Source organism: Deltaproteobacteria bacterium, assembly GCA_029210625.1.
In the GTDB taxonomy this organism is placed as follows: Bacteria; Myxococcota; Myxococcia; order SLRQ01; family SLRQ01; genus JARGFU01.
On record JARGFU010000031.1, the window covers coordinates 23,110 to 46,851 of the forward strand.

General features: G+C 72.9%; 22 protein-coding genes. 13 read left to right on the plus strand and 9 right to left on the minus strand.

Annotated features, from left to right (window positions below; all coding sequences use genetic code 11):
- Positions 1 to 210: 210 nt before the first annotated feature.
- Both P1V51_21795 and P1V51_21800 read left to right on the plus strand, forming a co-directional pair.
- Positions 211 to 4,200, plus strand: a complete 3,990-nt coding sequence (locus tag P1V51_21795; GenBank protein MDF1565685.1) for a DUF4215 domain-containing protein — start codon at positions 211 to 213, stop codon at positions 4,198 to 4,200.
- A 51-nt stretch (positions 4,201 to 4,251) separates the two neighbouring features.
- Positions 4,252 to 5,130 carry an enoyl-[acyl-carrier-protein] reductase gene (locus tag P1V51_21800; protein MDF1565686.1) on the plus strand — a complete coding sequence of 293 codons (879 nt, stop codon included), beginning with the start codon at positions 4,252 to 4,254 and terminating at the stop codon, positions 5,128 to 5,130.
- Positions 5,131 to 5,136: 6 nt separating this feature from the next.
- Here P1V51_21800 and P1V51_21805 read toward each other — a convergent pair whose 3' ends face one another.
- Entirely contained in the window at positions 5,137 to 6,126 is a 990-nt protein-coding gene (locus tag P1V51_21805) for a GNAT family N-acetyltransferase (GenBank protein ID MDF1565687.1), read from the minus strand.
- Between the two features lie 76 nt (positions 6,127 to 6,202).
- Here P1V51_21805 and P1V51_21810 point away from each other — a divergent pair, with 76 nt between their 5' ends.
- From P1V51_21810 to P1V51_21850, 9 genes are all read left to right on the plus strand, one after another.
- Positions 6,203 to 7,171, plus strand: coding sequence for a hypothetical protein (locus tag P1V51_21810; protein ID MDF1565688.1), 969 nt, complete (start codon positions 6,203 to 6,205; stop codon positions 7,169 to 7,171).
- A 2-nt stretch (positions 7,172 to 7,173) separates the two neighbouring features.
- Positions 7,174 to 7,467, plus strand: a complete 294-nt coding sequence (locus P1V51_21815; GenBank protein MDF1565689.1) for a hypothetical protein — start codon at positions 7,174 to 7,176, stop codon at positions 7,465 to 7,467.
- A 17-nt stretch (positions 7,468 to 7,484) separates the two neighbouring features.
- Positions 7,485 to 8,270, plus strand: coding sequence for an ATP-binding protein (locus P1V51_21820; protein ID MDF1565690.1), 786 nt, complete (start codon positions 7,485 to 7,487; stop codon positions 8,268 to 8,270).
- Complete coding sequence (locus P1V51_21825; GenBank protein ID MDF1565691.1) at positions 8,263 to 8,784, plus strand: NUDIX domain-containing protein; 522 nt, start codon at positions 8,263 to 8,265, stop codon at positions 8,782 to 8,784. The genes P1V51_21820 and P1V51_21825 overlap by 8 nt, the downstream gene beginning before the upstream one ends.
- A complete protein-coding gene (gene yacG, locus P1V51_21830; GenBank protein MDF1565692.1) occupies positions 8,784 to 8,981 on the plus strand; it encodes a DNA gyrase inhibitor YacG in 198 nt (65 codons plus the stop codon). Before P1V51_21825 ends, yacG begins: the two co-directional genes overlap by 1 nt.
- Positions 8,963 to 9,907, plus strand: coding sequence for a D-glycerate dehydrogenase (locus P1V51_21835; GenBank protein ID MDF1565693.1), 945 nt, complete (start codon positions 8,963 to 8,965; stop codon positions 9,905 to 9,907). Before yacG ends, P1V51_21835 begins: the two co-directional genes overlap by 19 nt.
- Positions 9,908 to 10,627, plus strand: a complete 720-nt coding sequence (locus P1V51_21840) for a protein tyrosine phosphatase (GenBank protein ID MDF1565694.1) — start codon at positions 9,908 to 9,910, stop codon at positions 10,625 to 10,627.
- Positions 10,624 to 11,667: a lysylphosphatidylglycerol synthase transmembrane domain-containing protein gene (locus tag P1V51_21845; protein ID MDF1565695.1), complete on the plus strand. Its 1,044-nt coding sequence runs from the start codon at positions 10,624 to 10,626 to the stop codon at positions 11,665 to 11,667. The genes P1V51_21840 and P1V51_21845 overlap by 4 nt, the downstream gene beginning before the upstream one ends.
- A gap of 127 nt (positions 11,668 to 11,794) precedes the next feature.
- Entirely contained in the window at positions 11,795 to 12,064 is a 270-nt protein-coding gene (locus P1V51_21850) for a ribbon-helix-helix domain-containing protein (protein MDF1565696.1), read from the plus strand.
- Positions 12,065 to 12,094: 30 nt separating this feature from the next.
- Here P1V51_21850 and P1V51_21855 read toward each other — a convergent pair whose 3' ends face one another.
- From P1V51_21855 to P1V51_21890, 8 genes are read right to left on the minus strand one after another with little or no spacing between them, the layout of a single operon-like run.
- On the minus strand, positions 12,095 to 12,943 hold the full coding sequence (locus P1V51_21855; GenBank protein MDF1565697.1) for a hypothetical protein: 849 nt from the start codon (positions 12,941 to 12,943) through the stop codon (positions 12,095 to 12,097).
- A 52-nt stretch (positions 12,944 to 12,995) separates the two neighbouring features.
- Positions 12,996 to 13,790, minus strand: coding sequence for an iron export ABC transporter permease subunit FetB (fetB, locus tag P1V51_21860; GenBank protein MDF1565698.1), 795 nt, complete (start codon positions 13,788 to 13,790; stop codon positions 12,996 to 12,998).
- A complete protein-coding gene (locus P1V51_21865; protein MDF1565699.1) occupies positions 13,787 to 14,410 on the minus strand; it encodes an ATP-binding cassette domain-containing protein in 624 nt (207 codons plus the stop codon). The genes fetB and P1V51_21865 overlap by 4 nt, the downstream gene beginning before the upstream one ends.
- Before the next feature lie 13 nt (positions 14,411 to 14,423).
- On the minus strand, positions 14,424 to 14,969 hold the full coding sequence (locus P1V51_21870; GenBank protein MDF1565700.1) for a BMC domain-containing protein: 546 nt from the start codon (positions 14,967 to 14,969) through the stop codon (positions 14,424 to 14,426).
- 8 nt (positions 14,970 to 14,977) lie between these two features.
- A complete protein-coding gene (locus P1V51_21875; protein ID MDF1565701.1) occupies positions 14,978 to 16,558 on the minus strand; it encodes an aldehyde dehydrogenase EutE in 1,581 nt (526 codons plus the stop codon).
- A 6-nt stretch (positions 16,559 to 16,564) separates the two neighbouring features.
- The gene (locus P1V51_21880) at positions 16,565 to 16,852 is read right to left on the minus strand and encodes a EutN/CcmL family microcompartment protein (protein MDF1565702.1); all 288 of its coding nucleotides are present in this window, start codon (positions 16,850 to 16,852) and stop codon (positions 16,565 to 16,567) included.
- A gap of 9 nt (positions 16,853 to 16,861) precedes the next feature.
- Complete coding sequence (gene eutM, locus P1V51_21885; GenBank protein MDF1565703.1) at positions 16,862 to 17,152, minus strand: ethanolamine utilization microcompartment protein EutM; 291 nt, start codon at positions 17,150 to 17,152, stop codon at positions 16,862 to 16,864.
- A gap of 45 nt (positions 17,153 to 17,197) precedes the next feature.
- Positions 17,198 to 17,827, minus strand: a complete 630-nt coding sequence (locus tag P1V51_21890) for a hypothetical protein (protein MDF1565704.1) — start codon at positions 17,825 to 17,827, stop codon at positions 17,198 to 17,200.
- Positions 17,828 to 17,933: 106 nt separating this feature from the next.
- Between P1V51_21890 and P1V51_21895 the strand changes: the two genes are divergently transcribed.
- A complete protein-coding gene (locus P1V51_21895) occupies positions 17,934 to 20,048 on the plus strand; it encodes an Ig-like domain-containing protein (GenBank protein MDF1565705.1) in 2,115 nt (704 codons plus the stop codon).
- 3 nt (positions 20,049 to 20,051) lie between these two features.
- Positions 20,052 to 23,742: IPT/TIG domain-containing protein (locus P1V51_21900; GenBank protein MDF1565706.1), on the plus strand; the 3,691-nt coding region annotated here is incomplete at its 3' end.

Below are 23,742 nucleotides of genomic sequence, written 5' to 3' on the forward strand. Positions count from 1 at the left end.
CGATCCCGGATGCTGTGTCGCTCGTATAGCACGGCGCGCGGCGGAGCCTCGACCTCCGGGCCCGGCGGTGCGTTCCCGAACCTCCTTCGAGGGTGTAAACTCCCGCACCCCCTGGGGCCTCGATCTCGAGAGGTCCTGGCCTTCACGAGGCGGCCGAGCCGCAGCCCCGATGGCCTGCGCGCCGACAGCCCAAGCAGAAACGACACCTCGATGACTAGCAGTCTCCGATCCCCTCGACTCGCCCTCTCCGGCGCCCTCCTCCTCCTCGCGCTCGCGACCACCGGTTGTCCCAAGAACGGCGACGATCCGGTCTGCGGCAACTCGATCACCGAGGGCAGCGAGACCTGCGACGACGGCAACACCACCGACGGGGACGGCTGCTCGGCGCTCTGCCAGACCGAGTCTACCTCTCCGGTCTGCGGCGACGGCGTCCTCGGAGCGGGCGAGGAGTGTGACGACGGCAACACCACCGCCGGCGACGGCTGCTCCGACACCTGCACGAGCGAGGTCGTCCCCGGCTGTGGCAACGGCATCCTCGAGGCGGGTGAGGACTGCGACGACGGCAACACCACCTCCGGCGACGGCTGCTCGGATCTCTGCGCGGTGGAGATCCCGCCGGGCTGTGGCAACGGCACCCTCGATCCGGGAGAGGAGTGCGACGAGGGCGCCCAGAACGGCAGCGGCAACTGCCAGGCGAACTGCACCCTGGCCGAGGTGGTCGTCTGCCAGACCCTCACGCCCCTGGCCTCGGGGGTCTGCGAGGTCACGGCCGGGAACGCCAGCCGCCTGATCGTCGGCAACGTGCTCGGCAAGAACACCCTCTTCCGGGGCGGCGAGGTCCTCGTCGACGGCTCCGGCGCCATCACCTGCGTCGGGTGCGACTGCGCCGCCCAGGCGGCGGGCGCCACCGTCGTCACCTGCCCCGAGGGCGTGGTCTCCCCCGGGCTCATCAACGCCCACGACCACATCACCTACGTCAACAACTGGCCCTACACCGACAGCGGCGAGCGCTACGAGCACCGGCACGACTGGCGCAAGGGCACGAACCAGCACACGCCGATCCCCTACGACAGCGGCGCCACCTCGAACCAGGTGCGCTGGGGTGAGCTGCGCTTCTTCATGGGCGGCGCGACCGCGGTGAATGGCTCGGGGAGCGCCTCCGGCTTCATGCGCAACCTCGACCGCGCCGCCCAGGAGGGCCTCGGCCAGCCCGAGGTCTACTACCAGACCTTCCCCCTCGGGGACGGGAGCGGCACCCAGCTCGATCTGGCCGACGGCTGCGGCTACAGCTACCGGGACACGAACAGCTCGATCCAGGGCAACGACGCCTACACGCCCCACATCTCCGAGGGCATCGACGAGTACTCGCTCAACGAGTTCGTCTGTACCCAGTCGAACGACCCCGGAGAGGACCTCCTCGAGCCCTTCAGCGCCTACATCCACGGCATCGGCCTCACGCCCTTCGAGTACTCGCAGATGGCCCTGGAGGGCACCGGCCTCATCTGGTCGCCCCGATCGAACATCACCCTCTACGGGGACACCGCGCAGGTCGCGGTCGCCTCGCGCCTCGGGGTCACCGTGGCGCTGGGCACCGACTGGATTCCCACGGGCTCGATGAACCTGCAGCGAGAGCTGCAGTGCGCCGACAGCTGGAACCGAGACCGCCTCGACGGCCACTTCACCGACCGGCAGCTCTGGCTGATGGCCACCCGCAACGCCGCCGAGCTCCTGGCCGTCGACGACGCCATCGGCAGCCTGGCCCCGGGCCTGGTGGCCGACCTCGCCATCTTCGATGGCAGCGCCCACCCGGACTACCGGGCGGTCATCGACGCCCAGCCGCAGGACGTGGTCCTGGTCATGCGTGGTGGTGAGGTGCTCTACGGTGACGATGCCCTGGTGAGCACCCTCGGCCCCGGGGGCTGCGACACCCTGGACGTCTGCGGAACCGGCAAGCGGGTCTGCGCCACGGCCGACACCGGCAGCTCCCTCGCGCAGCTGCAGGCCGACAACAACGGCCAGTATCCGCTCTTCTATTGCGGCGCTCCCCAGAACGAGCCCAGCTGTCATCCCGTGCGGCCCGCAGCCGTGAACGGCAGCACGGTCTACACCGGTGAGCTGACCGCCGCGGATCCGGACGGCGACGGCATCCCCGACGCCTCGGACAACTGCCCCAACGCCTTCAACCCGGTGCGACCGGTCGACAACGGCGCGCAGCGCGACCACGACGGCGACGGGCTCGGCGATGCCTGCGATCCTTGTCCCCTCGACGCCGACACCCTGAACTGCTCCACCCCGGATCCGGCCGACATCGACGGCGATGGCGTCCCGACGGTCTCGGACAACTGCCCCAACATCCGCAACGCCGACCAGCTCGACGGGGACAACGACGGGCGGGGCGACGTCTGTGACGCCTGCCCGGCCGACTCGAACCCGGCCCCCCGAGCCTGCCCGGTATCGGTCTACGACGTGAAGCAGGGGGTCGCCACCGGCGTGGTGGCGCTGCGCAACATGCTGGTCACCGCCTGCTCCTCGAGCCGCGGCTACTACGTCCAGATGAAGGACGGAGACCCGGGCTACCTGGGCTCCGACTACTCGGGCATCTTCGTCTATTCGCCGGACGTCTCCTGTGGCACCACCGTCTCGGAGGGCGATCGGGTCGATCTCGATCCGGCGACCGTCGAGGACTGGTGGGGCCAGATCGAGCTGACCTACGCGACCGTCACTGTCCTCTCGAGCGGCGAGGCCCTGCCGGCGCCCGTGGTGGTCACCCCGGCCGAGGCCGGCGGCACCCTCCCCACGCCCCTCGAGTCCGTCCTCGTCCGGGTGCAGGGCGTCTCGGTCACGGAGGTCGAGCCGGCCCCCGGTCCGGGCGACGCCAGCCCCAACAACGAGTTCGTCGTCGACGGCCAGCTGCGGGTCAACGACTACATCTACCTGACGACGCCGCTGCCGACCGTGGGGGAGACCTACTCGAGCATCACCGGCGTCCTCGACTATCGGAACGGCAACTCCAAGCTCGAGCCGCGGCGGGCGGCTGACCTGAGCAGCGGGCCCCCGGTGCTGCGGCCCTTCGACGGCGCCACCCGCTTCCTCCGCGAGGGCGTCACGGCGAGCCCGACGATTCCGGCCGCGCTCGAGGTCGTCCTGAGCGCCCCGGCGCTCACCGACACCTTCGTGACCCTCACCTCCGGCGATCCCACCGCGGTGGGCGTGGTCGGGGGCGGCGTCACCGTGCCCACCGGCAGCACCCGCGCGGTGGTCCTCCTCGATGGCCTGCAGCAGGCCGCCGCCGTGACCCTCACCGCCACCCTCGACACCGCGACCTTCATCACCGACGTGCGGGTCGTCGGCGCCACCGAGGTGCCCCAGGTGATCGAGGTCCGCCCCGCCGGCGCCTCGGTCCCCCTCGGTGGCACCGTGGACCTCGAGGTGGTCCTCGATCTGCCGGCCTCGCCCACCACCGGTGAGTCGGTCGTCCTCTCCTCGGCGCCGGGCACGTCCGGGAACGTCCCCGCGACGGTCGTCGTCGCCCCCGACACCCTCACGGCGACCTTCACCTTCACGGCGACCACCACCGAGGGGGCCGAGACGGTCACGGCGACCCTCGGCGCGAGCAGCGCCAGCACCGACGTCTACGTCGTCGCCAGCGTCGGCGGCCTCGTGGTCAACGAGGTGGACTACGACCAGGTCGGCACGGACAGCCTGGAGTTCGTCGAGCTGCTCAACGGCTCGTCGGCCCCCCGGGATCTCACCGGGCTCGCCCTGGTCCTGGTGAACGGGAGCGGAAACGCCGAGTACGATCGGGTGGTCCTCGACGGGATCACCCTCGCCTCCGGCGAGTATCTGGTCATCGGCTCCAGCGCGCTGCTGGCGACCGTGCCGGGCGGGGTCCAGACCCTGGCCTTCGGCGCCGCGACCAACAACATCCAGAACGGCGGCCCGGATGCCCTGGGCATCCTCGACGTGGCCGCGGGTACCCTGGTCGACGCCATCTCCTACGAGGGCCTCGTGACCGCGGGGATCGTGTCCGGCGTCACGGGGACCCTCGACTTCGTGGAGGGCACCTCCGCCACGGCCACAGACAACAACAGCACCGAGGCGTCGATCTGCCGGCTGCCCAATGGCACCGACACCGACGACGCGGAGGCGGACTGGGCCGTCTGCGCCACGCCCACCCCCGGCGCCGCGAACCTGCAGTAGCGGCGACATGGCGCCTTGACCGGGGAGCCCGGAGGCATAGATACCCGGCCCATGCTGGGAATCGATCTGAAGGGGAAGCGCGCCCTCGTCGCCGGGGTGGCCGACGACGGGGGCTTCGGCTACGCCATCGCGAGGGCCCTCGCCGACGCCGGGGCCTCGGTCTGCGTGGGCACCTGGCCGCCGGCGCTGGGCATCTTCGAGAAGCTCATCGCCCGGGGGAAGGTCGACGGCGCCTTCATCGAGCGGGTCTACCCGCTGGACGCGCTCTACGACACCCTCGAGTCGGTGCCGGACGAGGTGCGGGAGAGCCGCCGCTACAAGGACGCCGGAGACTTCTCGATCCAGGGCCTCGCCGACCGGCTCGTCGCCGACTTCGGCGAGGGGGGCCTCGACATCGTGGTCCACTCCCTGGCGAACGGCCCCGAGGTGAAGAACCCCCTCCTCGAGACCAGCCGGGCCGGCTACCTCGAGGCCATCAGCGCCAGCGCCTACTCCTACGTCTCGATGCTCCAGCGCCTCGGGCCGGTGATGGCGCCCCGCGGAAGCTTCCTGGCCCTCACCTACATGGCCAGCGAGCGGGTGGTCCCCGGCTACGGCGGGGGGATGGCGACGGCGAAGGCCGCCCTCGAGTCGGACACCCGCACCCTGGCCTACGAGGCCGGCCGGAAGTGGGGCCACCGGGTCAACGTGATCTCGGCCGGGCCCTACGCCTCCCGGGCCGCCTCGGCCATCGGCTTCATCGGCGAGATGATCGAGTACTGCAAGGCCAACTCGCCCCTGCCCGAGGCCCTCGAGGCCCGGGAGGTCGGCGCCACCGCGGCCTTCCTCGCCAGCCCCCTGGCCAGCGGCATCACCGGCACCACGGTCTACGTGGACAAGGGCTACCACGCCATGGGCAAGGCGGTGGCCGGCGACGCCAGCCCCGCGTAGCGCGGCCTAGCGCCCCTTCGCCGGGCGGATCAGGTAGTGCCGGCGGCCCACCTCCTCGAAGTCGAGGCGGGTGTAGAGGCGCAGGGCCGGCTTGTTGCCCTGGTCGACGATCAGGCTGACCCGGGTGTGGCCGCGGTCCACCAGGTAGTCGATGGCGGCGCGGGTGAGCGCGCGCCCCAGGCCGCGCCCCTGGTGCTTGGGCCGCACGCCGATGGACTCGATGTGCCCGCCGTCGGCGGTCTCTCGCAGGAAGAGGTAGCCCACGCGCTCGCGGTTCACCTTGGCGAAGCGCACGTGCTCCGGGCGGAAGTCCACCGGGCGGTGCTCCTCGAGATCGTCGGCGTCGTGCCGGATGGCGTCGTCCTGGCCGGCGTAGGCCTCGTTGTGGATGGAGGCCCAGTCGTGGAAGGCCGAGGCGCCGACGAAGCGCTCGATCTTCAGGCCGGGGACGTCCTGATCGGGCAGAGGCCGCCCGGGCAGCTCGCGCTCCATCACCAGGCGGGTGTAGCCCTTCTTGAAGCCGGCCTTGGTGGCGAAGCGCCGGCCGGCCTCCGAGGACTCGTCCACGGTGGTCGTGGCGAACCAGCCGGGATCCCGGGAGGGATCCACCGGCTCGCCCAGGGTGGCCTCCAGCAGGCGGGTGCCGATGCCGGTGCGGCGGTACTCGGGGTGCACGACCACGTAGACCGCGCGGTAGCTCCCGCCCTCCACCCGGGGGGGATCGAAGCGGTAGGAGAAGCCCACGATCTGGCCCGAGGCGGTCTCGGCCACCCGGAAGTGGCTCTCGCTGTCGGCGTAGGGATCGGCGCAGACGTAGCGCCAGCGGGGAGCGTCGAGGTGGGGAGCCCCGGGGTCGAGGGCGCGGATCGCCTCGGCGGCGGCCACGATGCGGTTGACGTCCTCGGGCAGATAGCGCCGCAGGTGGACGGGTCCGGCCTCTGCCGCCGCCTTCTTGCCCCCGGCTCGCCGGCCGGCTTTCTTCTTGCCAGTGGCCACGACCCGGGAATCGTCTCACGACGTCGGTTCTGGAAACAAGCGGCCTTTGTGTGGCCCCCGTGATAAGGCGAGAGAGATGGCTCCCCCTCTCGAAGAAGGCGCACGGGCCCTGGCCTCCCTGGTGATCGACCGCTCCCTGGCGACCCCCGCCGAGGCGCTCCTGCCCCCGGACCTGCTGGCCCGGGTGGTCCTGACCTCCCTGCGGGAGGCGGACGCCGAGCGGCTGCGGGAGAGCCTGGAGGAGGGGTTGGAGCGGCACCGCGGCCGGCTGCAGGAGGTCGCGGCGAAGCGCGGCGACGAGCCCCTGCACGCGCTGCTGCCGGCCGGGGCGGGCAAGCCGCTGGCGGCCCTGGCGGCCGAGGCGCCGATGCCCGAGCGGGAGACCCTGGCCACCCTCCTGGACCACCCGGCGATGCGCGACATCCTCCGGGCCGTGCTGGTCGACACCCTGAGCGGCTTCGCGACGAAGGCCGGGGCCCTCCTCTCCGAGGCCTCGAAGCTCCCGGGCGCCTCCCGGATCCCGGGGAGCGGGCGCCTCTCGGGGGTGCTCGGGGTGGCCAAGGGCGTCGGCTCGGCGCTGGTCGACGAGCTCTCCCGGAAGCTGGAGGGGAGGGTGGGGCCCTTCGTGGACGAGGCCCTCTCCCGGGCCGTGAAGGTGGGGCTCGACGCCATGAGCGATCCCGCCCGGGCCGCCTCCCTGCGGGAGTGGCGCCGCAGCACCGCCGGCGCGGTGCTGGACCTGCCCCTGGAGCTGGCGGTCCGGGAGGCCGGACGCCTCGATCTTTCGGCCCTCTCCCGGGCGTTGACGGGCCTCGTCCTGCAGGTGGCTCGCTGGGAGGAGGCCGAGGAGAAGCTCACCGAGCTGTTGCGGGTCAGCGGGGGCGAGCGCTGGGCGATGCCCCTGGGCGAGCTCCTCGAGGCGGAGGGGATCCAGGCGGCGAGCTGGCGCAGCGAGGTGGAGGCCCACCTGGCCGGGCACCTGGCGGACCTGCTGGCCTCGGAGGAGTGGGCGGCCTGGCTCGGGAAGCACGGTCCGGGGGCCTGAGGGTGAGCCTCCGGCGCAGCGATCGGGCGGGCTTCGTCGAGCGCCTGACGGACTTCTTCGCCCGGGTGCGGGGTGGGGGGCTCGTGCTCTCGCCCCTGGACCTGACCCTGGCCCGGCGCTGGGAGTCCGAGGGGCTGCCCCTGGAGCTCGTCTGCCGGGCCATCGAGGCGGCGGCGGAGGCGCACCGGCAGGCGAACCCGGCCCTGCCCGTGCCGCGGCACCTGAAGTACTATGCCGCGGCCGTGGACGAGGCCGTGGAGGCCGCCCGAGAGAAGTCCCTCGGGAAGCGAGAGTGATGACGATGGTGGAAGCGATGCCAGAAGAGATCTGCCCGGTCTGCGAGGGCTCGGGACGTGAGCTCTTCGAGCGCGAGGGCGCGACGGTGGTGCGCACCTGCGCCTGCCAGGCCGCGCGGGTGGGGCAGCGCCTCTTCGAGGCGGCGCGGATCCCCCGCATCCTCCACGACTGCGGGATCGAGCAGGCCCCCCTCGAGGCGAACGACCGCTTCTTCCTCCCCCAGAGCAACCCCCAGAAGAAGGCCCTGGAGGCCGTCCGGCACTTCGTCGAGACCTACCCCGAGGAGCGCGGCTCCCGGCGCGGCTTCCTGCTCATGGGCAAGCCCGGCACCGGCAAGAGCCACCTCCTGGCCGGCGCCCTGCGGGAGCTCACCCTGCGGCACCACATCCCCTGCCGCTACGTCGAGTTCTTCCACCTCCTCTCCGAGCTCAAGGAGGGCTACTCCCGCGGGAAGTCCGAGCTGGAGATCATCGCCCCCCTGGTCGACGTCGAAGTCCTGGCCGTCGACGAGCTGGGCAAGGGGCGCGGCTCGGAGTGGGAGCTCTACGTCATGGACGAGATCATCTCTCGCCGCTACAACGCCGGAAAGGCTACGCTTTTCGCCACCAACTACACCCTCGACAAGAGGACCACGCTGGAGACCATGGGCCGCTACGTGAAGACCGGGACGGCGCGCGACGCCGAGCGCCTGACGGCCGAGACCCTCGAGGAGCGGGTGGGGGTGCGGATCTTCAGCCGGCTCTACGAGATGTGCGAGCTGGTCGACATGGGCTCCGAGACCAAAGACTACCGACGTGCGTGACGAGCTCTTCCAGAAGTCCTGCGGGGTCGTGCCGGTGCGCCTCGTCGACGGCGAGCCGCGCTACCTGCTGCTCCACTCGGGGCTGGTGCGCAACCCGAAGGCAACCTGGGAGTTCCCCAAGGGCTCGATGGAGGAGGGCGAGAGCCCCATCCAGACCGCCCGGCGCGAGTGCCGGGAGGAGACGGGCCTCTGCGAGGTGAGGGTGGTCGAGGGCTTCTTCGCCCTGGACACCTACTCCTTCCGGCGGGAGGGCCGCCGCATCCAGAAGCAGGTCTCTTACTTCCTGGGCATCGTCGACGACCCCTCGGGCCTCAAGGCGGAGCCCGACGGCCGGGAGCACGTCCTCGACGCCGAGGGGGAGTGGGCGCGCTGGCTCTCCTACGAGGACGCCCGCACGACCCTCTACCACGAGGGGCAGCGGGCCGTGCTCGCCTGCGCCCACGCCCACCTCGTCGCGTTGAAGATCCTCGAGGAGCGCGCCGCCCCGGCCCCGGCTCCCCAGGAGGCCCCGTGATGCGCTGTCCGATCTGCGAGGCCCCCGCCGGCCCCCGCTCCGGAAACCCCGCGGCGCCCTTCTGCAGCGAGCGCTGCCGGCTGATCGACCTGGGCCGCTGGCTCGACGGCGACTACCGCATCCCCGGGTCGCCCGCGGCGGTGCCCGAGGAGGTGCCGGGGCAAGAGGAAGATCCTGAATGGCCAGGATATTCGTGACCCGCCGGCTCCCCGGGGACGCCCTCGAGCGCCTCCGGGAGGCCCACGAGCTCGAGATCCGCGACGCCGACACGCCCATCGGCCGGGAGGAGCTGATCGCGGGCGCCCGCCGCTCCGAGGTGGTGATCTGCGCGCTCACCGACCGGATCGACGCCGGGGTGCTCCACCCCGGGCTGAAGGTGGTGGCGAACTACGCCGTGGGCGTGGACAACATCGATCTCGCGGCCGCGCGGGAGGCCGGGGTGGTCGTGACCAACACCCCGGACGTCCTGACGGACGCCACCGCCGACCTCGCCTTCGCCCTGCTCCTGGCGGCGGCCCGCCGCCTGCCCGAGGCCGAGCGCTTCCTGCGGGCCGGGCGCTGGGAGGGCTTCCGCGCCTCGGCGCTCCTGGGCCGCCGGGTGGCCGGAGCCCACCTCGGGGTGGTCGGCGCCGGCCGGATCGGCCAGGCCGTGCTCTCCCGGGGGAAGGGCTTCGGGATGGAGCTCTCCTACTGGAGCCGAGAACCAAAGGATCCGGCCCGGGTCAGCGGCGCAACCCACCGGCCCCTGGACGAGCTGCTGGAGCGCTGCGACTTCGTCAGCCTCAACGTGGCGCTGACCCCCGAGACCCGGCACCTCCTCGACGCCCGGCGCCTCGAGCGCATGAAGCCCGGGGCGGTGCTGGTGAACACCTCCCGGGGTCCGGTGGTGGACGAGGCGGCCCTGGCCCGGGTGCTGGCCGAGGGGCCGCTCTTCGCGGCCGGCCTCGACGTCTACGAGGAGGAGCCCCGGGTCCACCCGGCGCTCCTCGAGCTCGAGAACGTCGTGCTCATCCCCCACCTCGGCAGCGCCACCGACGTCTGCCGGGAGGCCATGGTCGAGCTCTGCGTGGACGGGGTCGAGGCGGTCCTCGCCGGGCGCGAGCCCGCCAACCGGGTGATCTAGATGTACGTGGACCTGCACCTGCACCTCCTGCCCGGGGTGGACGACGGCGCCCGGGACCTGGACGAGTCCCTGGCCATGGCGCGCCTCCTCTGCGAGCGCGGCTACGAGCGGGCGGCGGTGACCCCTCACATCCGCCCCGGCTTCTTCGACAACGAGGCGGGGGCCCTCCGGGAGGTCCTCGCCGGCGTGCGGGCGGCCCTGAGCGAGGCCGGGATCCCGCTGGAGCTCGTGGAGGGGGCGGAGCACTACCTCTCCCCGGAGGTGATCGAGCTGCTGCTGGCCGGCGAGGGGCTGCCCCTGGGCGGCACCACCCACGTCCTGCTGGAGGCCCCCCTGGAGGGACCGGTGCCGGTCCTGGAGCAGGTCGCCTTCCAGCTGGAGGTCGGTGGCCTGCGGCCCCTCTTCGCGCACCCCGAGCGCTGCGCCTGCCTCCAGGACCTGGAGCGGGCCCGCGGCCTGCACGAGCGCGGCGTGCGCTACCAGCTGGATCTCGGCTCCCTGGCGGGGGCCTACGGCCGGGCGCCGAAGAAGTGGGCCCGGCGGCTCCTGGAGGAGGGGCTCTACTCCGTCGCGGGCAGCGACCTGCACCGCGCCGAGCAGGGCAGGAAGCTCCTGGCGCGCTGGCAGGAGACGCTGATCGACCGGATCGGGGAGGACGCCGCCCGGCGCCTCCTCTCCGAGAACCCCGGGCGGCTGCTCCGAGGGGAGGCCCTGGCGTGAAGCACGGCAAGTCGCTCCTCCGGGCCTTCATCGGCTGCGTGGTCAGCGCCTTCTTCATCTGGCTGACCCTGCGCGGCAAGGACCTCGGCGCCATCTGGGAGTCGGCCAGGAGCGCCGACTACTCCTACCTCGTCTACTACGTGGGCACCCTGCTGCTCATCCACCTGCTGCGGGTCTTCCGCTGGGGGATCCTCCTCGAGCGGCTGGGGGCCGTGCGCTTCTCCCGCCTCAACCGGGCCGGGGCCATCGGCGCCGCCGCCCTGATGACCTTGCCCTTCCGGCTGGGGGAGTTCGCGCGGCCCTACCTGATCTCGGACCGGGGCGCGCCGCCGGGGGAGGGTGAGACCCCGATCCGGATGAGCGCCGCCCTCTCGACCATCGTCGTCGAGCGGATCATGGACGGCCTGACGACCTCGGCGGTGCTGATCGTCTCGCTCCTGCTCACGGTGGGGCAGAGCAACGAGACCGAGCAGGTGACCTGGCTGCGCTACGGGGCCCTCGGCATCGCCGCGATCTTCGGCGGCGCCGGCGTCACCCTGCTGATCCTGCTCTGGCAGCGGGAGCGCGCCGTGGGCCTCATCCGCAGGATCGTCGCCCTGGTCTCGGAGCGCCTGGCGGAGCGGGTGGTGGCGATCCTGGACGGCTTCCTCGGCGGCGTGGCGCAGTTCCCGCGGCCGGCCCGCTTCCTGCTCTTCCTCGTCCTGACGGTGGTCTACTGGGGCGTGAACGGGGCGGGCATGGTCCTGCTGGCCCGGGGCTTCGGGATCTACCTGACTCTCGAGCAGGGCTACGCCGTGCTGGGGGTGCTGGTCATCGGCGTGATGATCCCCGCCGGGCCCGGCATGGTGGGCACCTTCCAGTTCTTCGTGCTGCTCGGCCTGGGGCTCTTCCTGCCGGCCGAGCAGGTGGCGGAGTCGGGGATGGCCTACGCCAACGTGCTCTGGGCGGCGCAGTTCGGGCAGCAGGTCGGCCTCGGCCTGATCTTCCTGCTGCTCAAGCCCGGCAGCGTCCGGGCCTTCGTCCCCGAGCCGGAGCCCTAGAGAGCAGGGAACCGAACCCGCAGGGTTCGCCCGCACACCTTCTCCGACAGGCGGTCGATTTGTTGACGGGATCCGATCGCGTGATACGGCCTGTAACAGGATCGATCATCACGCTGCAGGAGGAGCCGTGAGCGAATACACCCCCGAGAACCCCGAGACCTTCGACCCCGAGGCCCAGGACATCGTCTCCGGCCCCGAGCGCCAGCCCCGCCGGGGCAGGAGCGTCCCCACGAACGTGCTCATCCCGATGGTGCACCGGGAGGCCCTCCGCCGGCTCTCGGCGGTCACCCGGGTGTCCCAGAGCGAGTACCTGCGGGAGGCCGTCACCGACCTGCTGCGCAAGTACCGGCACGTCGTGGACGAAGAGCGGTCCCGCAAGGACCGGCTGGCTGGATAGGGCGAACCCTTCGGGTTCGGGCCCCTCTCTCTATTGGAGCTCGGCCGCGAAGCGGTGGCGCAGGGCGATCCGGCCCCGGGCGGGGATCTTCCCCGCGGAGCTGGTGCCCACGTCCAGCTTCACCAGGCGGCTGCGCTCGATCATCAGGGTGGCGGCGCCCAGGGGCAGCTCCTCGAGGTACTTCGCCTTGATGGTGAAGGCGCCGTCGTCCTTGGCCCGGCAGACGACCCGGCTCTCGGCGGCGGAGAGGACCACGAAGAGCTCGTCCTCGGGATCGGTCGAGGCCGGGGCCCAGGTGAGGTCGAGGTCGGTGGTGGAGGGCAGCACGGCCGTCCCGGGGCCCGGGGTCACGAAGCCCAGGGTCTCCATGGAGAACTCGGCGGGCGCGATCAGGTTGACCGAGAAGGGCGGGGCCTCCATGCCGTCGGTGCGCAGCTGGTAGCCGCCGCCGGGCTGGTAGTCGATCTCGCCGGACTCGAAGCGGGCCGTGTAGCCGGTGCCCTCCCCGAAGGCGGGGGCGGTGGCGGTCAGGGCCTGCTCGCCGGCGGGGCCCCCCAGGTAGGCGGGCCCCGGATCCATCAGGCGCAGCACCGCCACGTCGGAGGCCACCCCGGTCTCTACCCGGCAGACCTCCAGCGCGGCGTCCACGGCCGGGGCGGCGACCGCCGAGATCCCGGCCCGGTCCAGGCCCATCCAGGCCGGCGCCTTGTCGGCGTCGATGACCACCGCCGAGGCGAGGGTCACGGCGTAGGTCGGATCACCGCTGCGCTCGAAGGCCACGTCGAGGTAGGCCCCGAGGGGACCCTGCCCGCAGGCTGCGCTGGAGGCGGCCAGGGCGAGGAGAGCGAGGGAGGAGAGTGGGGCAGCGGGACGTAGCATGGGCCGGATCCTCGACGCCCTCCCGGCAGGATGTCAACGGCGGCCGGTCGGCCTAGGACACCCGGCGGAGGCGATGGGCCGCGAGCTGGTGGGCTGGCGTGACCAGCCGGCGGAAGGCCAGCAGGGCGGCGATGAGGGAGCCGATGGCCGCCCCCGCCGCGATCATGAACATGACCACGATCTGGTACTTCACCGCCTGCATGGGGGGCTCGCCCGCCAGGATCTGGCCGGTCATCATCCCGGGCAGGGTGACGATCCCCGCGACGGTCATCACGTTGAGGATGGGCACCATCCCGGTGCGGGCGGCCTCGGCGACGATCGGCCGGGTGGCCTCCCAGCCGGTGGCCCCCAGGGCCAGCCAGCCCTCGACCTCGACCCGGCGGGTGTCGAGATCGGCGGTGATCCGATCCAGGCAGAGCGAGAGGCCGGTGAGGGTGTTGCCCAGCACCATCCCCATCAGGGGGATGAGGTAGCGGGGCTCGTACCAGGGGTCCACGCCGATCACGATCTCGGTGACGGTGAAGGTCACCAGGACGCAGCTCACCGAGACGGCGAGGAGGGCGTCGAGCCAGATCCCCCGGTAGCGGCGGCCCGTCCGGCGCACGCCGGCGATGCCGGCGTTGACGACCATCGAGAGGAGGATGGCCGCGATCACCCACCAGCGGTCGAGGGCGAAGACCCAGCGCAGGACCAGGCCCACCAGGAGGAGCTGCACCACCGTCCGCGCCGCGGCGACGGCGATCCGCCGCTCCAGCCCCAGGCGCAGGGCGAGGGAGACCCCGCCGGCGACGGCCACCAGGCTGCTGGAGAGGAGGATGTCGAAGGCGGTGATCGGCAGGGTGTTCACGGTGTCCCCACCGGGAGGGTGCGGGTGCAGAGGCGCTCGGCGAGCTCGGGGTCGTGGGTGACGAGCACCGCCGCGCGCTCACCGCCGGCGTGCCAGCGCTGGAGCGCCGCCGCCGCGGCCTCCTTGGCCTCGGGGTCGAGGGCGCTGGTGGGCTCGTCGAGGAGCAGCACCCGCGGCTCGAGGTAGAGCGCCCGGATCAGGCTCATCCGCTGCTGCTCGCCCACCGAGAGCTCGCCGAGGGGCCGGTCGAGCGCCCCGGGCGGCAGCTCGAGGGAGCCCAGGAGCGCGTCGAGCCGCGCCTCGTCGAGGGCCACGCCGCCGCCGCTCTGGAAGCCGGCGATCCGCGTGAGCACCTCCCGGCCGGAGCAGGCGAAGGCCGGGGGGAGCTGGGGCAGGTAGACCACCTGGCGGCGGTAGGCGGGCAGGGCGCTGGCCTCGACCGGGCGGCCCTCGAGGGCGAGAGTGCCCTTCGCCCGGGCCTCCAGGCCGGCCACCGCGCGCAGGGTGGTGGTCTTGCCGCTGCCGGAGGGGCCGCCCAGCCGGACGAACTCGCCGGGCGCCAGGTGCAGATCGAAGGCCCCGGGGAGGAAGGGGACCTCGATGCCGGTGGCCTTCAGCATCGGGCGCCCCGACCTAGAAGTGCTCGCCGAGGTCGGCGTGGGGCCGGGCCACCCGCTCGATCTGCTGCAGCATCCCGGGGGTGGTGGCGGCGGCGGCGGCCTCCAGGGCCGCGTCGAGATCCTCGAGGCTGCCCGAGAGGAAGAACCAGCCCTTGCCGCCGAGCTGGTTGGCCAGCTCCAGGCGGGTGGCGGTCACCGCGGCGGCCTTGCAGGCGGCGTCCAGCGCGGCCACCGCCGAGGCGGAGGTGAAGCACTCGACGATCGCCACGGCGTCCCACTCGACGCCCACCGGCTCGCCCTCGAGGAGCGAGAGGAGGTTCGCGTGGGGACTCGGCAGGAAGACCTCGTCCAGGAGGGTGCTGCCGGCGACGGCCTTGCCCTCGAGGTAGGCCGCCTCGACCTCGCCCACGCCGCCTCGCAGCCGGATCAGGTAGCGGCCGGGGGAGACGCTCCGGGCCTCGACGATCTCGACCACGGCCTTCTTGGCCATGGCGTCCACCGCGAGGAGTCCGCGGGCGATGGAGTCGAGCTCCAGGAGCGCGAGAGCGTGTCCTTCCATCGCGTCCGTCAGACGATCCGGAAGTGTTCCTTCAACACGCAGCGCCGCTCGCGAGTGAAGGAACGGGCCGTGGTCAGCCCCTCACCGGTGGGCGAGGCGATGGTGAAGGAGGTGAAGCCCTCGCCCCCGTAGCCCATGCCGGCCAGGCAGGGGGCGTTCTTCACGAAGATCGAGGTGTTCACCGCCCGGGCCATCTTGCTCATGGCGTCGATGTTCCGCGAGTACATCGTCGCGGTGTGGCCGTAGCCGTGCTCGACGCGCACCGCCATCTCGATGCCGGCCTCGACGTTCGGCACCCGCACCAGGGGGTGGAGCGGCATGAGCTGCTCGTGCTGGACGAAGGGGTGGGCCTCGTCGACCTCGGCGATGACCAGCCGGGGGTCGCCGCTGACCTTCACGCCGATCCCCTCGAGGAGGACCTTGGCGTCCTTGCCGATGAAGTCGCGGTTGATGTGGTTGTCGGGGGTGACGATCAGCTTCTCCATCTTGGCGAGCTGAGCGCCCTTCACCTCGACGCAGCCGAGGTCGATGAGGCGCGCCTTGAAGGCGTCGAAGACCTCGTCGACGATCAGGGTCTCCTTCTCGGAGATGCAGACGATGTTGTTGTCGATCGAGGCGCCGGCCATCAGGTTGCGGGCCGCGTGATCGATGTTGGCGGTCTCGTCCACCAGGCAGGGCGGGTTGCCGGGGCCCGCGCAGATGGCGCGCTTCCCGGACTGCATCGCCGCCTTCACCACGGCGCCGCCGCCGGTGACCACCACCAGGCGGATGCCGGGGTGGGTCATGAGGGCCTGGGCGCTCTCGATGGTGGGGGTGCCCACCATCGCGATCAGGTTGTCGGGGCCGCCGGCCGAGACGATGGCCTCGTTGAGCAGCTCGACGTGGAAGCGGCTCGTCGCCTTGGCGCCGGGGTGGACGTTGAAGACCACGGCGTTGCCGCCGGCGATCATGCCGATGGCGTTGCAGAGGATGGTCTCGGTGGGGTTGGTGGAGGGGGTGATGGCCCCGATGACCCCGTAGGGCGCCCGCTCGATGATCGTGAGCCCGTCGTCCCCGGAGTAGGCCTCGGGACGCAGGATCTCGGTGCCGGGGGTCTTCTCGACCACCAGCGTGTTCTTCTTGATCTTGTCCTCGTAGCGGCCGAGGCCCGTCTCGTCGACGGCGCGGCGGGAGAGCTCCGGGATGTGCCGCCGGGTGACGTCGCGCATGGCGGCGATCATCCGGTCCCGGGTCTCGAGGCTGGTCATCCAGTGCAGCTCTTCGTAGGCCGCGTGGGCCGCGGCCACCGCCGAGTCGATGTCCTCGAAGATGCCCTTGCGGCCCCGGAGGATCGCCGGCGGCGGCTTGATGGACCGCCCGATGACGTAGTTGGGGGAGGCCGGCGACTCGGCCAGGGCGAAGCGATCCTCGAGGAAGGTCGGGCTGCGGTGCGCGCCGGCCGCGCCGGCGGCGATCGTGGCGGTGCCCTCCACGACCGGCAGGGAGCCGGCGCTCGGACCGACGTTGCTGCCGAGGGTGCCGTCGGCCACGAGGCGGCTCACCACCGCCTCGACGATCTGCCGGACCCGGGTCTCGTCGTACTGGCTCATGCGGACCTACTTCCGATAGGTGGTCGTCTCGCCGACCGCGACCTCGTCGACGATGGCCATGATGGTCGCGTCCACCGGCCGGTCCCTCGTCTGGAGGGTCTGCCGGGCGGAGGAGCCGCTCGCGTAGAGCACCACCTCGCCCACGCCGGAGCCGACCGCGTCGGCGGCGACCACCGTGGCCCCGGTGAGCTGCCCCCGCTCGTCCATGGCCTTGACGACCATGAAGCGCAGGGACTCGAGCGTCTCCTCCTTGCGGGTGGAGACCACGGTCCCCACCACCTTGCCGAGCAGCATCTAGGGGTCCTACTCGCCGTCGCCGTTGCGACCCAGCGGAAGCACGGCGTCGATGTTGGCGTGCGGACGAGGGATCACGTGGACGCTGACCAGCTCGCCGACGCGCTCGGCGGCGCGGGCGCCCGCCTCGGTGGCGGCCTTCACCGCGGCGACGTCGCCCCGGACCACTGCCGTCACGTAGCCACCACCGATCTTCTCGTAGTTCACGAGGTCGACCTTGGCGGCCTTAACCATGGCGTCGGAGGCCTCGACCATTCCGACGAAGCCCCGGGTCTCGATCATGCCGAGCGCATCAGCCATTTCTTTCGTTCCTCTCGTTGCTGGGGGGTAGCCCCGTTTGAGTCGTTACTTCTTCTGCACCTCGACGCCCTCGATGCTCTCGATGGCGGCGGTGCAGGCGGCAGCGGCCGAGTCGATCTCGGCCTCGGTGCCGCTCATGTAGAGGCGGCCGAAGGCGCCGAAGAAGCGCATCTCGACCAGCTTCACGTCGGCGGCCTTCTCGGCCTCGTTCGCCGCGAAGGCGGCGTAGCCGGCCGGCTCGCACTCGAAGATGAAGAGGGACTCGCCGGGCAGGATCATGCTGCCGTAGCGGATCCGGTTGAGGAGCTGCGCCTGGTAGGGCTCGACGTTCCGGATGATCTGGCTCGTCGCCACCCGGGGGCGCATTCGATCGGTCTCCTTGAGACCGAGGTGGTCCAGGATGGCCTCACCCGCCGAGCGGACCTCACCCTGATCCTCGTGGTGGAGCTCGAGGGCGCCGAAGGCCCGCTCGACCACCATCGCCGCCGGCGCGACCTTGGTGGCCTTCAGCGCGGCGTCGGTGAGGGTGTTGATCGCCATCCCCGGGGCGATCTCGATGAAGAGGGACGCGACGAAGGGCACGGGCAAGAAGCCGCGCGATCCGGTCCCGATGAAGGACGCCAGCTGGGGCTGCATGGAGTCCAGGAAGCTGTAGGTACGTAGCGTGACGCTCAAAGTTGCCACCTCCGGCGGCCTGCGGTGGTAGCACCGTACCCGGGGGCGGTCAACGGAGGTCCGAGGCCGCTTTCCCCGGATGCCCGCCTACAGGTATCAAGGAAGGGTGAGGAAGCTGCTGGCAACCCTGCGGGCCCCCGGGGTGGGGCTCCTGACGATCCTGGTCCTGGGGTCGCCCGCGTCCCTGTGGGCGCAGGAGGCAGGGGAGGAGTCCGCCCGCCCGGTGGCGGTCGTCGGGGAGGAGGGCAGCGCCTACCGCCTCCAGACCCGGCCCGGGCGGATCGTCCTGGGCAAGGATCAGAAGATCACCTTCCTGGTGGAGGCCCCCGAGCCCGAGGGACCCCGGCGGCCCCTGCGCGCCAGCGTGAACGTGGGGCAGGTGGGCAAGATCGTCCGGCAGAAGCCCGGCCGCTACGCCGTGACCTACCTGCCGCCGAAGAAGGCCTTCCCCCAGGTGGCCATTCTGGCGCTCTGGCGGGAGACCGGCATCGACGCCTCGGTGGCCTTCTTCCGGATCCCCCTCCTGGGCAGCGCCAAGATCCCCATCGACGCGGTGCCCGGCGCGACGGTCGTCGCCGACGTCGGGGGGGTGGTCTCGGCGCCGGTGAAGGCCGGGCCCAGCGGCAAGGTCGAGCTGAAGCTGGTGGTGCCGCCGGGGGTGCCCGTCGCCCTGCTCAAGATGTCGGTGCCGGGGGAGGCCGATCGGGCCGGCACCTATCCCCTGACCGTGCCGCCCTTCAACCGCATGACGATGGCCGCGGTGCCCCACGCGGTGCCGGCCGACGGGAAGAGCCAGGCCCGGATCCTGGTCTACTACGACGCCTTCGGCAGCAAGGCGCTCGATCCCAAGGGGCTGCTGCTCCAGGCCAACACCGGCCACCTCTCGCCGCTGGCGGCCCGCGGCCAGCTCCTGGCCTCGGTCTGGACCGCGCCCGAGCGCACCACCAAGGCCAAGGTGGCCCGCTTCACCGCCGCCGCGAAGCCGGACCCCGCCAGCCAGGCCAGCGCCAAGATCCGCCTGGGGCCGCCGGCGCCCTCGCAGGTGGTGGTCGAGGCCCAGCCGGAGCGCATCCTCGGCGACGGCAAGGAGAAGGTCTCCGTCACCTTCCACGTCCTCGACGAGGAGGGCCTCGGGGTCAGCGGCCTCAAGGTGAAGGTGAAGGCCGATCTGCCCGGCACGGGCGGGGCGGCCCAGGGGCTGACCGCCCTGGGCGGGGGCAAGTACCGCTTCGAGATCTCGCCGATCACCTTCCGTCCCAAGGTCCGGCCCGATCGCCCCTACCACGCCCGCCTCACGGTGCAGGCCGGCGAGGTGGTGGGCGAGGCGAAGGTGCGGGTCGATCCCTGGATCCCCGAGCGGGTGGAGGTGACCCCCGAGCGCCTGGGGCTGGTCGCGGACGGCAGGACCCGCGCCGCCCTGCGGGTGAGGGTCCTCGACGCCCGGGGCCGGATCATCACCGGCTTCCCGGTGGAGGCCACCGCCAGCCACGGCACCCTCGACGCCGAGCCCACCCGCGCGCCGGACGGCAGCCTCACCTATGGCTACCGGCCTCCGCGGATCGAGCAGACCTCGATCGGCAGCGAGGGCGAGCTGCAGACGGTGGACGGCCAGGTGCAGGTGAAGGTGGGCGATCTCGAGAGCACCGTGCCCCTGCGCCTGACCCCCGAGAGCCGGGTGGTCGGCGGCGAGCCCTCCTTCGTCGAGGTGGCCGGCGGCTACGGCACCAACCTCGGCAGCCTCCTGGGGCCCCGGCTGCGCCTCGCCGCGGGCACCCGGCTGCTGCGGGCGGGGCGCTTCCTCTTGGAGCTGGGCGCCGGCCTGGGGGGCGCCCAGGGCAGCGCGGCCCTCACCTGGAGCAGCGGCAGCGGCGGCGCCGACGGATGGCTGCAGGTCTGGGAGGCGTGGGCCCAGGGCGAGCTGCGCCTGGCCCTCGTGGGCACCCTCTGGCGGGTCGAGCTGGTCGGCGCCGGCGGTGCGGGCTACCTCCACACGAGCGCGGCCTGGGGTGGGGGCGAGCCCGCCACCTACCAGGCGATCGCCCCCTCGGTGGAGGGGCGCCTCGGCTTCGGGATCACCCTCGGGCCCGGCCGGATCTCCCTCTCGGCGGGCTACGCCCGGCGCCTCCACGAGGAGAGCGCCGCCGCGCCGACCTCGGGGCTGGCCCTCGGCGGGGCCGTCGGCGGCCTCTTCGGAACCCTCGGCTACCGGCTGGAGATGTGATCGATGCGCCCTTGTTTCAGAGCGGGGCTCGGCTCGCTGCTCCTCCTCGGCCTGGCCGCCCTCGTCGGCGGCTGTGAGCCCGAGCAGAGCTCTCCCGTCCCCGCCCTGAGCGGCCTCACCCCCGAGCGCCTGCCCGCGGGCGCGCTGGCCACCTTCGTCGTGCGGGGCGAGAACCTCCTGCCCGGCGCCCGCGTGGATCTGGACGAGGGCACCGTCACGACCCTCCTGGAGAGCGACCCCTTCGTGATCCGGATCGGCTCGGTCGAGCTCGCTTCGGTGACCTGGGTCGACGCCGGCACCCTCACCGGCGTGCTCGACACCGCCCTGCCGGTGGGGCGCCATCCCCTGGAGGTGGTGACCCCGGGCGGCGCGCTGCTGCGCCTGGACGACGCCCTGGAGGTGCTCGACTCCCGGCGCCCCACGGTGACGATCCTCGACCCGGGGGGCGCGGATCAGGTCCACCCGGGGGAGACGATCCGGGTGCGGATGCGGGGGGAGGACGACGAGCGCCTCGCCGCCCTGGAGCTGGGCAGCTGCCTGGGAGACGCCAGCGGCTGCGCGCCGCTCGATCCCCTGCGCCGGGACCTGCCGGCGGGGCTGACCACCCGGGAGGAGGCCTTCGATCTCGTCGTGGACGCGGCGGCGAGCGAGGGGCAGGTCCTGGTGATCGAGGCCCACGCCGAGGACGGGGAGGGGAACCGCTCCACCGCGCGGGTGCGGGTGCCGGTGCTGGAGGCGGTCGCCCTCGACGCGATCGCGCCCGTCGAGGGAGGCGAGGCCGGCGGGACCCAGGTGACGATCACCGGCGCCGGCTTCGATCACCTGACCCGCTTCCTCGTCGGCCTGCAGAGCCAGCCGGCGACCCTGGTGGCCGTGCCGGCCGTGGTCGACGATCCCACCCGGGCGATCGTGACGATGCCCGCGGGGCAGGGGAGCGTGGATCTGGTGGCCGAGCGGGGCTCCGCCACCACCGTCCTCCTGGACGCCTACACCTACCGCCCCGGCCCCGCGATCATCGCGGTGGTGCCGCCCGTCGGGCGGGCCGATCTCGATCAGACCGTGCAGCTGCAGGGCCAGCGCCTGGCCGACGCGCCGGTCGAGGTCCGGGCGGACGGTACGCTCCTGCACCCGGCCTCCGTCGCGGCGAACCGCGTCGAGGTGGTGGTGCCGGCGGGCACCCCGGGGGACGCGACCCTCACGGTGCGCACCCTCTACGGCGAGGCCAGCGTCACCTACACCCGCCGCGGGGCGCCGGTGATCACCGGCCTCGAGCCCGACGGGGCCCCGGAGGCGGGCGGGATCGAGGTCTCGGTGCTCGGCTCCGGCTTCGTCGGCGACGGCTCCACCCGGATCGAGCTGGGCGGGATCTCGATCCAGCCCACGGCCCTCGCCGCCGATCGGCTCCGCTTCCTGGCGCCTCCCGGGGTGGGGGTGCAGTCCCTCCGGGTGGTCTCCGGCCAGCACCCCCCGAGCGACCTCCATCCCTTCCCCTATCATCCGCCGCCCTGCGTGGAGTCGCTTAGCCCCGACCAGGGGCCGACCGAGGGAGGGATGACCGTCACCCTCTCCGGGCGGGACTTCACGCCGACCACCACCGTCAGCCTGGGAGGCCGCGCCGTCTCCGCGACCTACGTCGACGAGGCCACCCTCCAGATCGTCACCCCCGCGACCACGAACGACGGCCCGGAGACCCTGGCGGTCGCTAGCCCCGAGGGCGGCCTGGGGACCTGCACCGTGGAGTACTGGCGCAACAACACGCCCCTGATCACGAACGTCGCGCCCACGGCGGTGCCCGCCGGGCAGGTCACCCGGGTCACCTTGTGGGGCTCGGACTTCCTGGACCCCGGCACCACCACCGTCACCTTCGGCGGCGTGCCCGGGACCGTCGTCTCCCAGGAGCCCGACCGGCTGGTGGTCGACGCGCCGGCCCAGCCCCCGGGCAGCGCTCCGATCACGGTCACCAGCGCTTACCAGAGCGACGGGGAGTGGCTCTTCTTCACCTACACGAGCGCGCCCGTCGTCACCGCGCTGACCCCGGCGGACGGCCCGACCTCCGGCGGGACGCTGGTCACCGTCACCGGCGGCGGCTTCGACTCCGCCAACACCTACGAGACGACGCTGGGCGGGACGACGGTGACCCTGACCTACCTCTCCCCGACCAGCCTCCAGCTCACCACGCCGCCGGGGGGGCCGGGGATCGCCGACTTCCCCCTGCGGGAGAACGGCACCGAGGTCTCCTCGCTCTTCCGGGGGTGGACCTACAACGCGGCGCCGAGCTGCTCGGGCATCGCCCCCGGGGGCGGCCCCCTCGAGGGGGGCGACACCCTCACCCTGACGGGCACGGGCTTCCGCGACGACGCGACCCTCACCGTCCTCTTCGGGACGATCCCGGCGGCCTCCACCACCTTCGTCGACGCGAGCCACCTCGAGGTCGTCTCGCCGGTGGGGGTGAGCGTGGGCGAGGTCGCGATCTCCATCGAGAGCGTCCGCCACGATCCCGGCGGCGGGTGCAGCTGGTACTGGGGCGCGCCCCGCCTCCACCTCGCCTCCCCCTCGGCCGGGGAGGCGCTCCCGGTCGGCAGGCCGATCGGGGTCGTGCTGGCGGCCACCGGCGCCGGCGATCCCATCGAGGCGCTCCGGGCCAGCATCGATCACGGCGCCATCGGCGCCAGCGTCGCCGTGCCCTCGCTGCTCGAGGCCGTCGAGGTGCTCGAGCTGACCATCGTCCCGGGCACCGCGCCGGGGACGCCGGTGAAGATCTACCCGCAGGTCCTCCTGGGCGGCGGGCGCCTCGTCAGCGGCGTCCCCCTGGAGGCCGTCGTGGAGAGCAGCGGCGTGCAGGGCGCGCTCGCCCTCGCGCCGGCCAGCCTCTCGCTGGTGCCCGGCGAGGTCGCGGGCCTGGAGCTGCGCGATCTCCACGGTGACGCGCCTCCCCGCGCCCTGGCCGCCGGGGACTACACCTGGGAGAGCCTCGGCCCCGCGGTGGAGGTCTCGAGCGAGGGCCTCGTCCGCGGCGTCCTCCCCGGGAGCGCGACGGTGATCGCCTGGGATCCCGCCAGCGGCCGCTCCGCCGCCGCCCGGATCGTCGTCGAGGAGCGGCGCACCCGCCTGGCGGCGGGCGACCTCCTCCTCGCCGTGGGGCAGGGCTTCACCCTGAGCTTCACCGACACCGACGCCTCCGGCACGGTCGACCTCTCCGCCGACGCGCTCACCTTCTGGGCCAGCTCGGATCCGGCGGTGGCCACGGTGGACGCGGTGGGCGCGGTGCTGGCCCTGGCGCCGGGGACGACCACGATCAGCGCCGACTACGCCTCCGGCACCCTCGTCGCCTCGGTCGAGGTGCGGGTCGGCGGCGCGGGGGCGGGGGAGGGCGTCAGCCTGCCGGCGGGCACCCACCTGGCCGGCGGCACCCTCGCCCTGGAGGGCCTCGACCTCGCGCCCGGCGCCCTCCTGCGCGCCGCGGGCGCCGCCTGCCTGCGCCTCGAGCTCGGCGCCGGGGGGCTGACCCTCCCGGTGGGGGCCCGGATCGACACCACGAGCGAGCCGGGGATCCTCGCCGAGGGCAGCGGCTGGCTGCCTCCCACGGGCGGCGCCGGGGGCGCCGGCCTCGCCGCGGGCGGCGCGGGCGGGGACGGCAGCGACGGCGCTGGCGCGAGCGACGGCCTCGGCGCCTCGGCCGGCCTGGGCGGCAGCG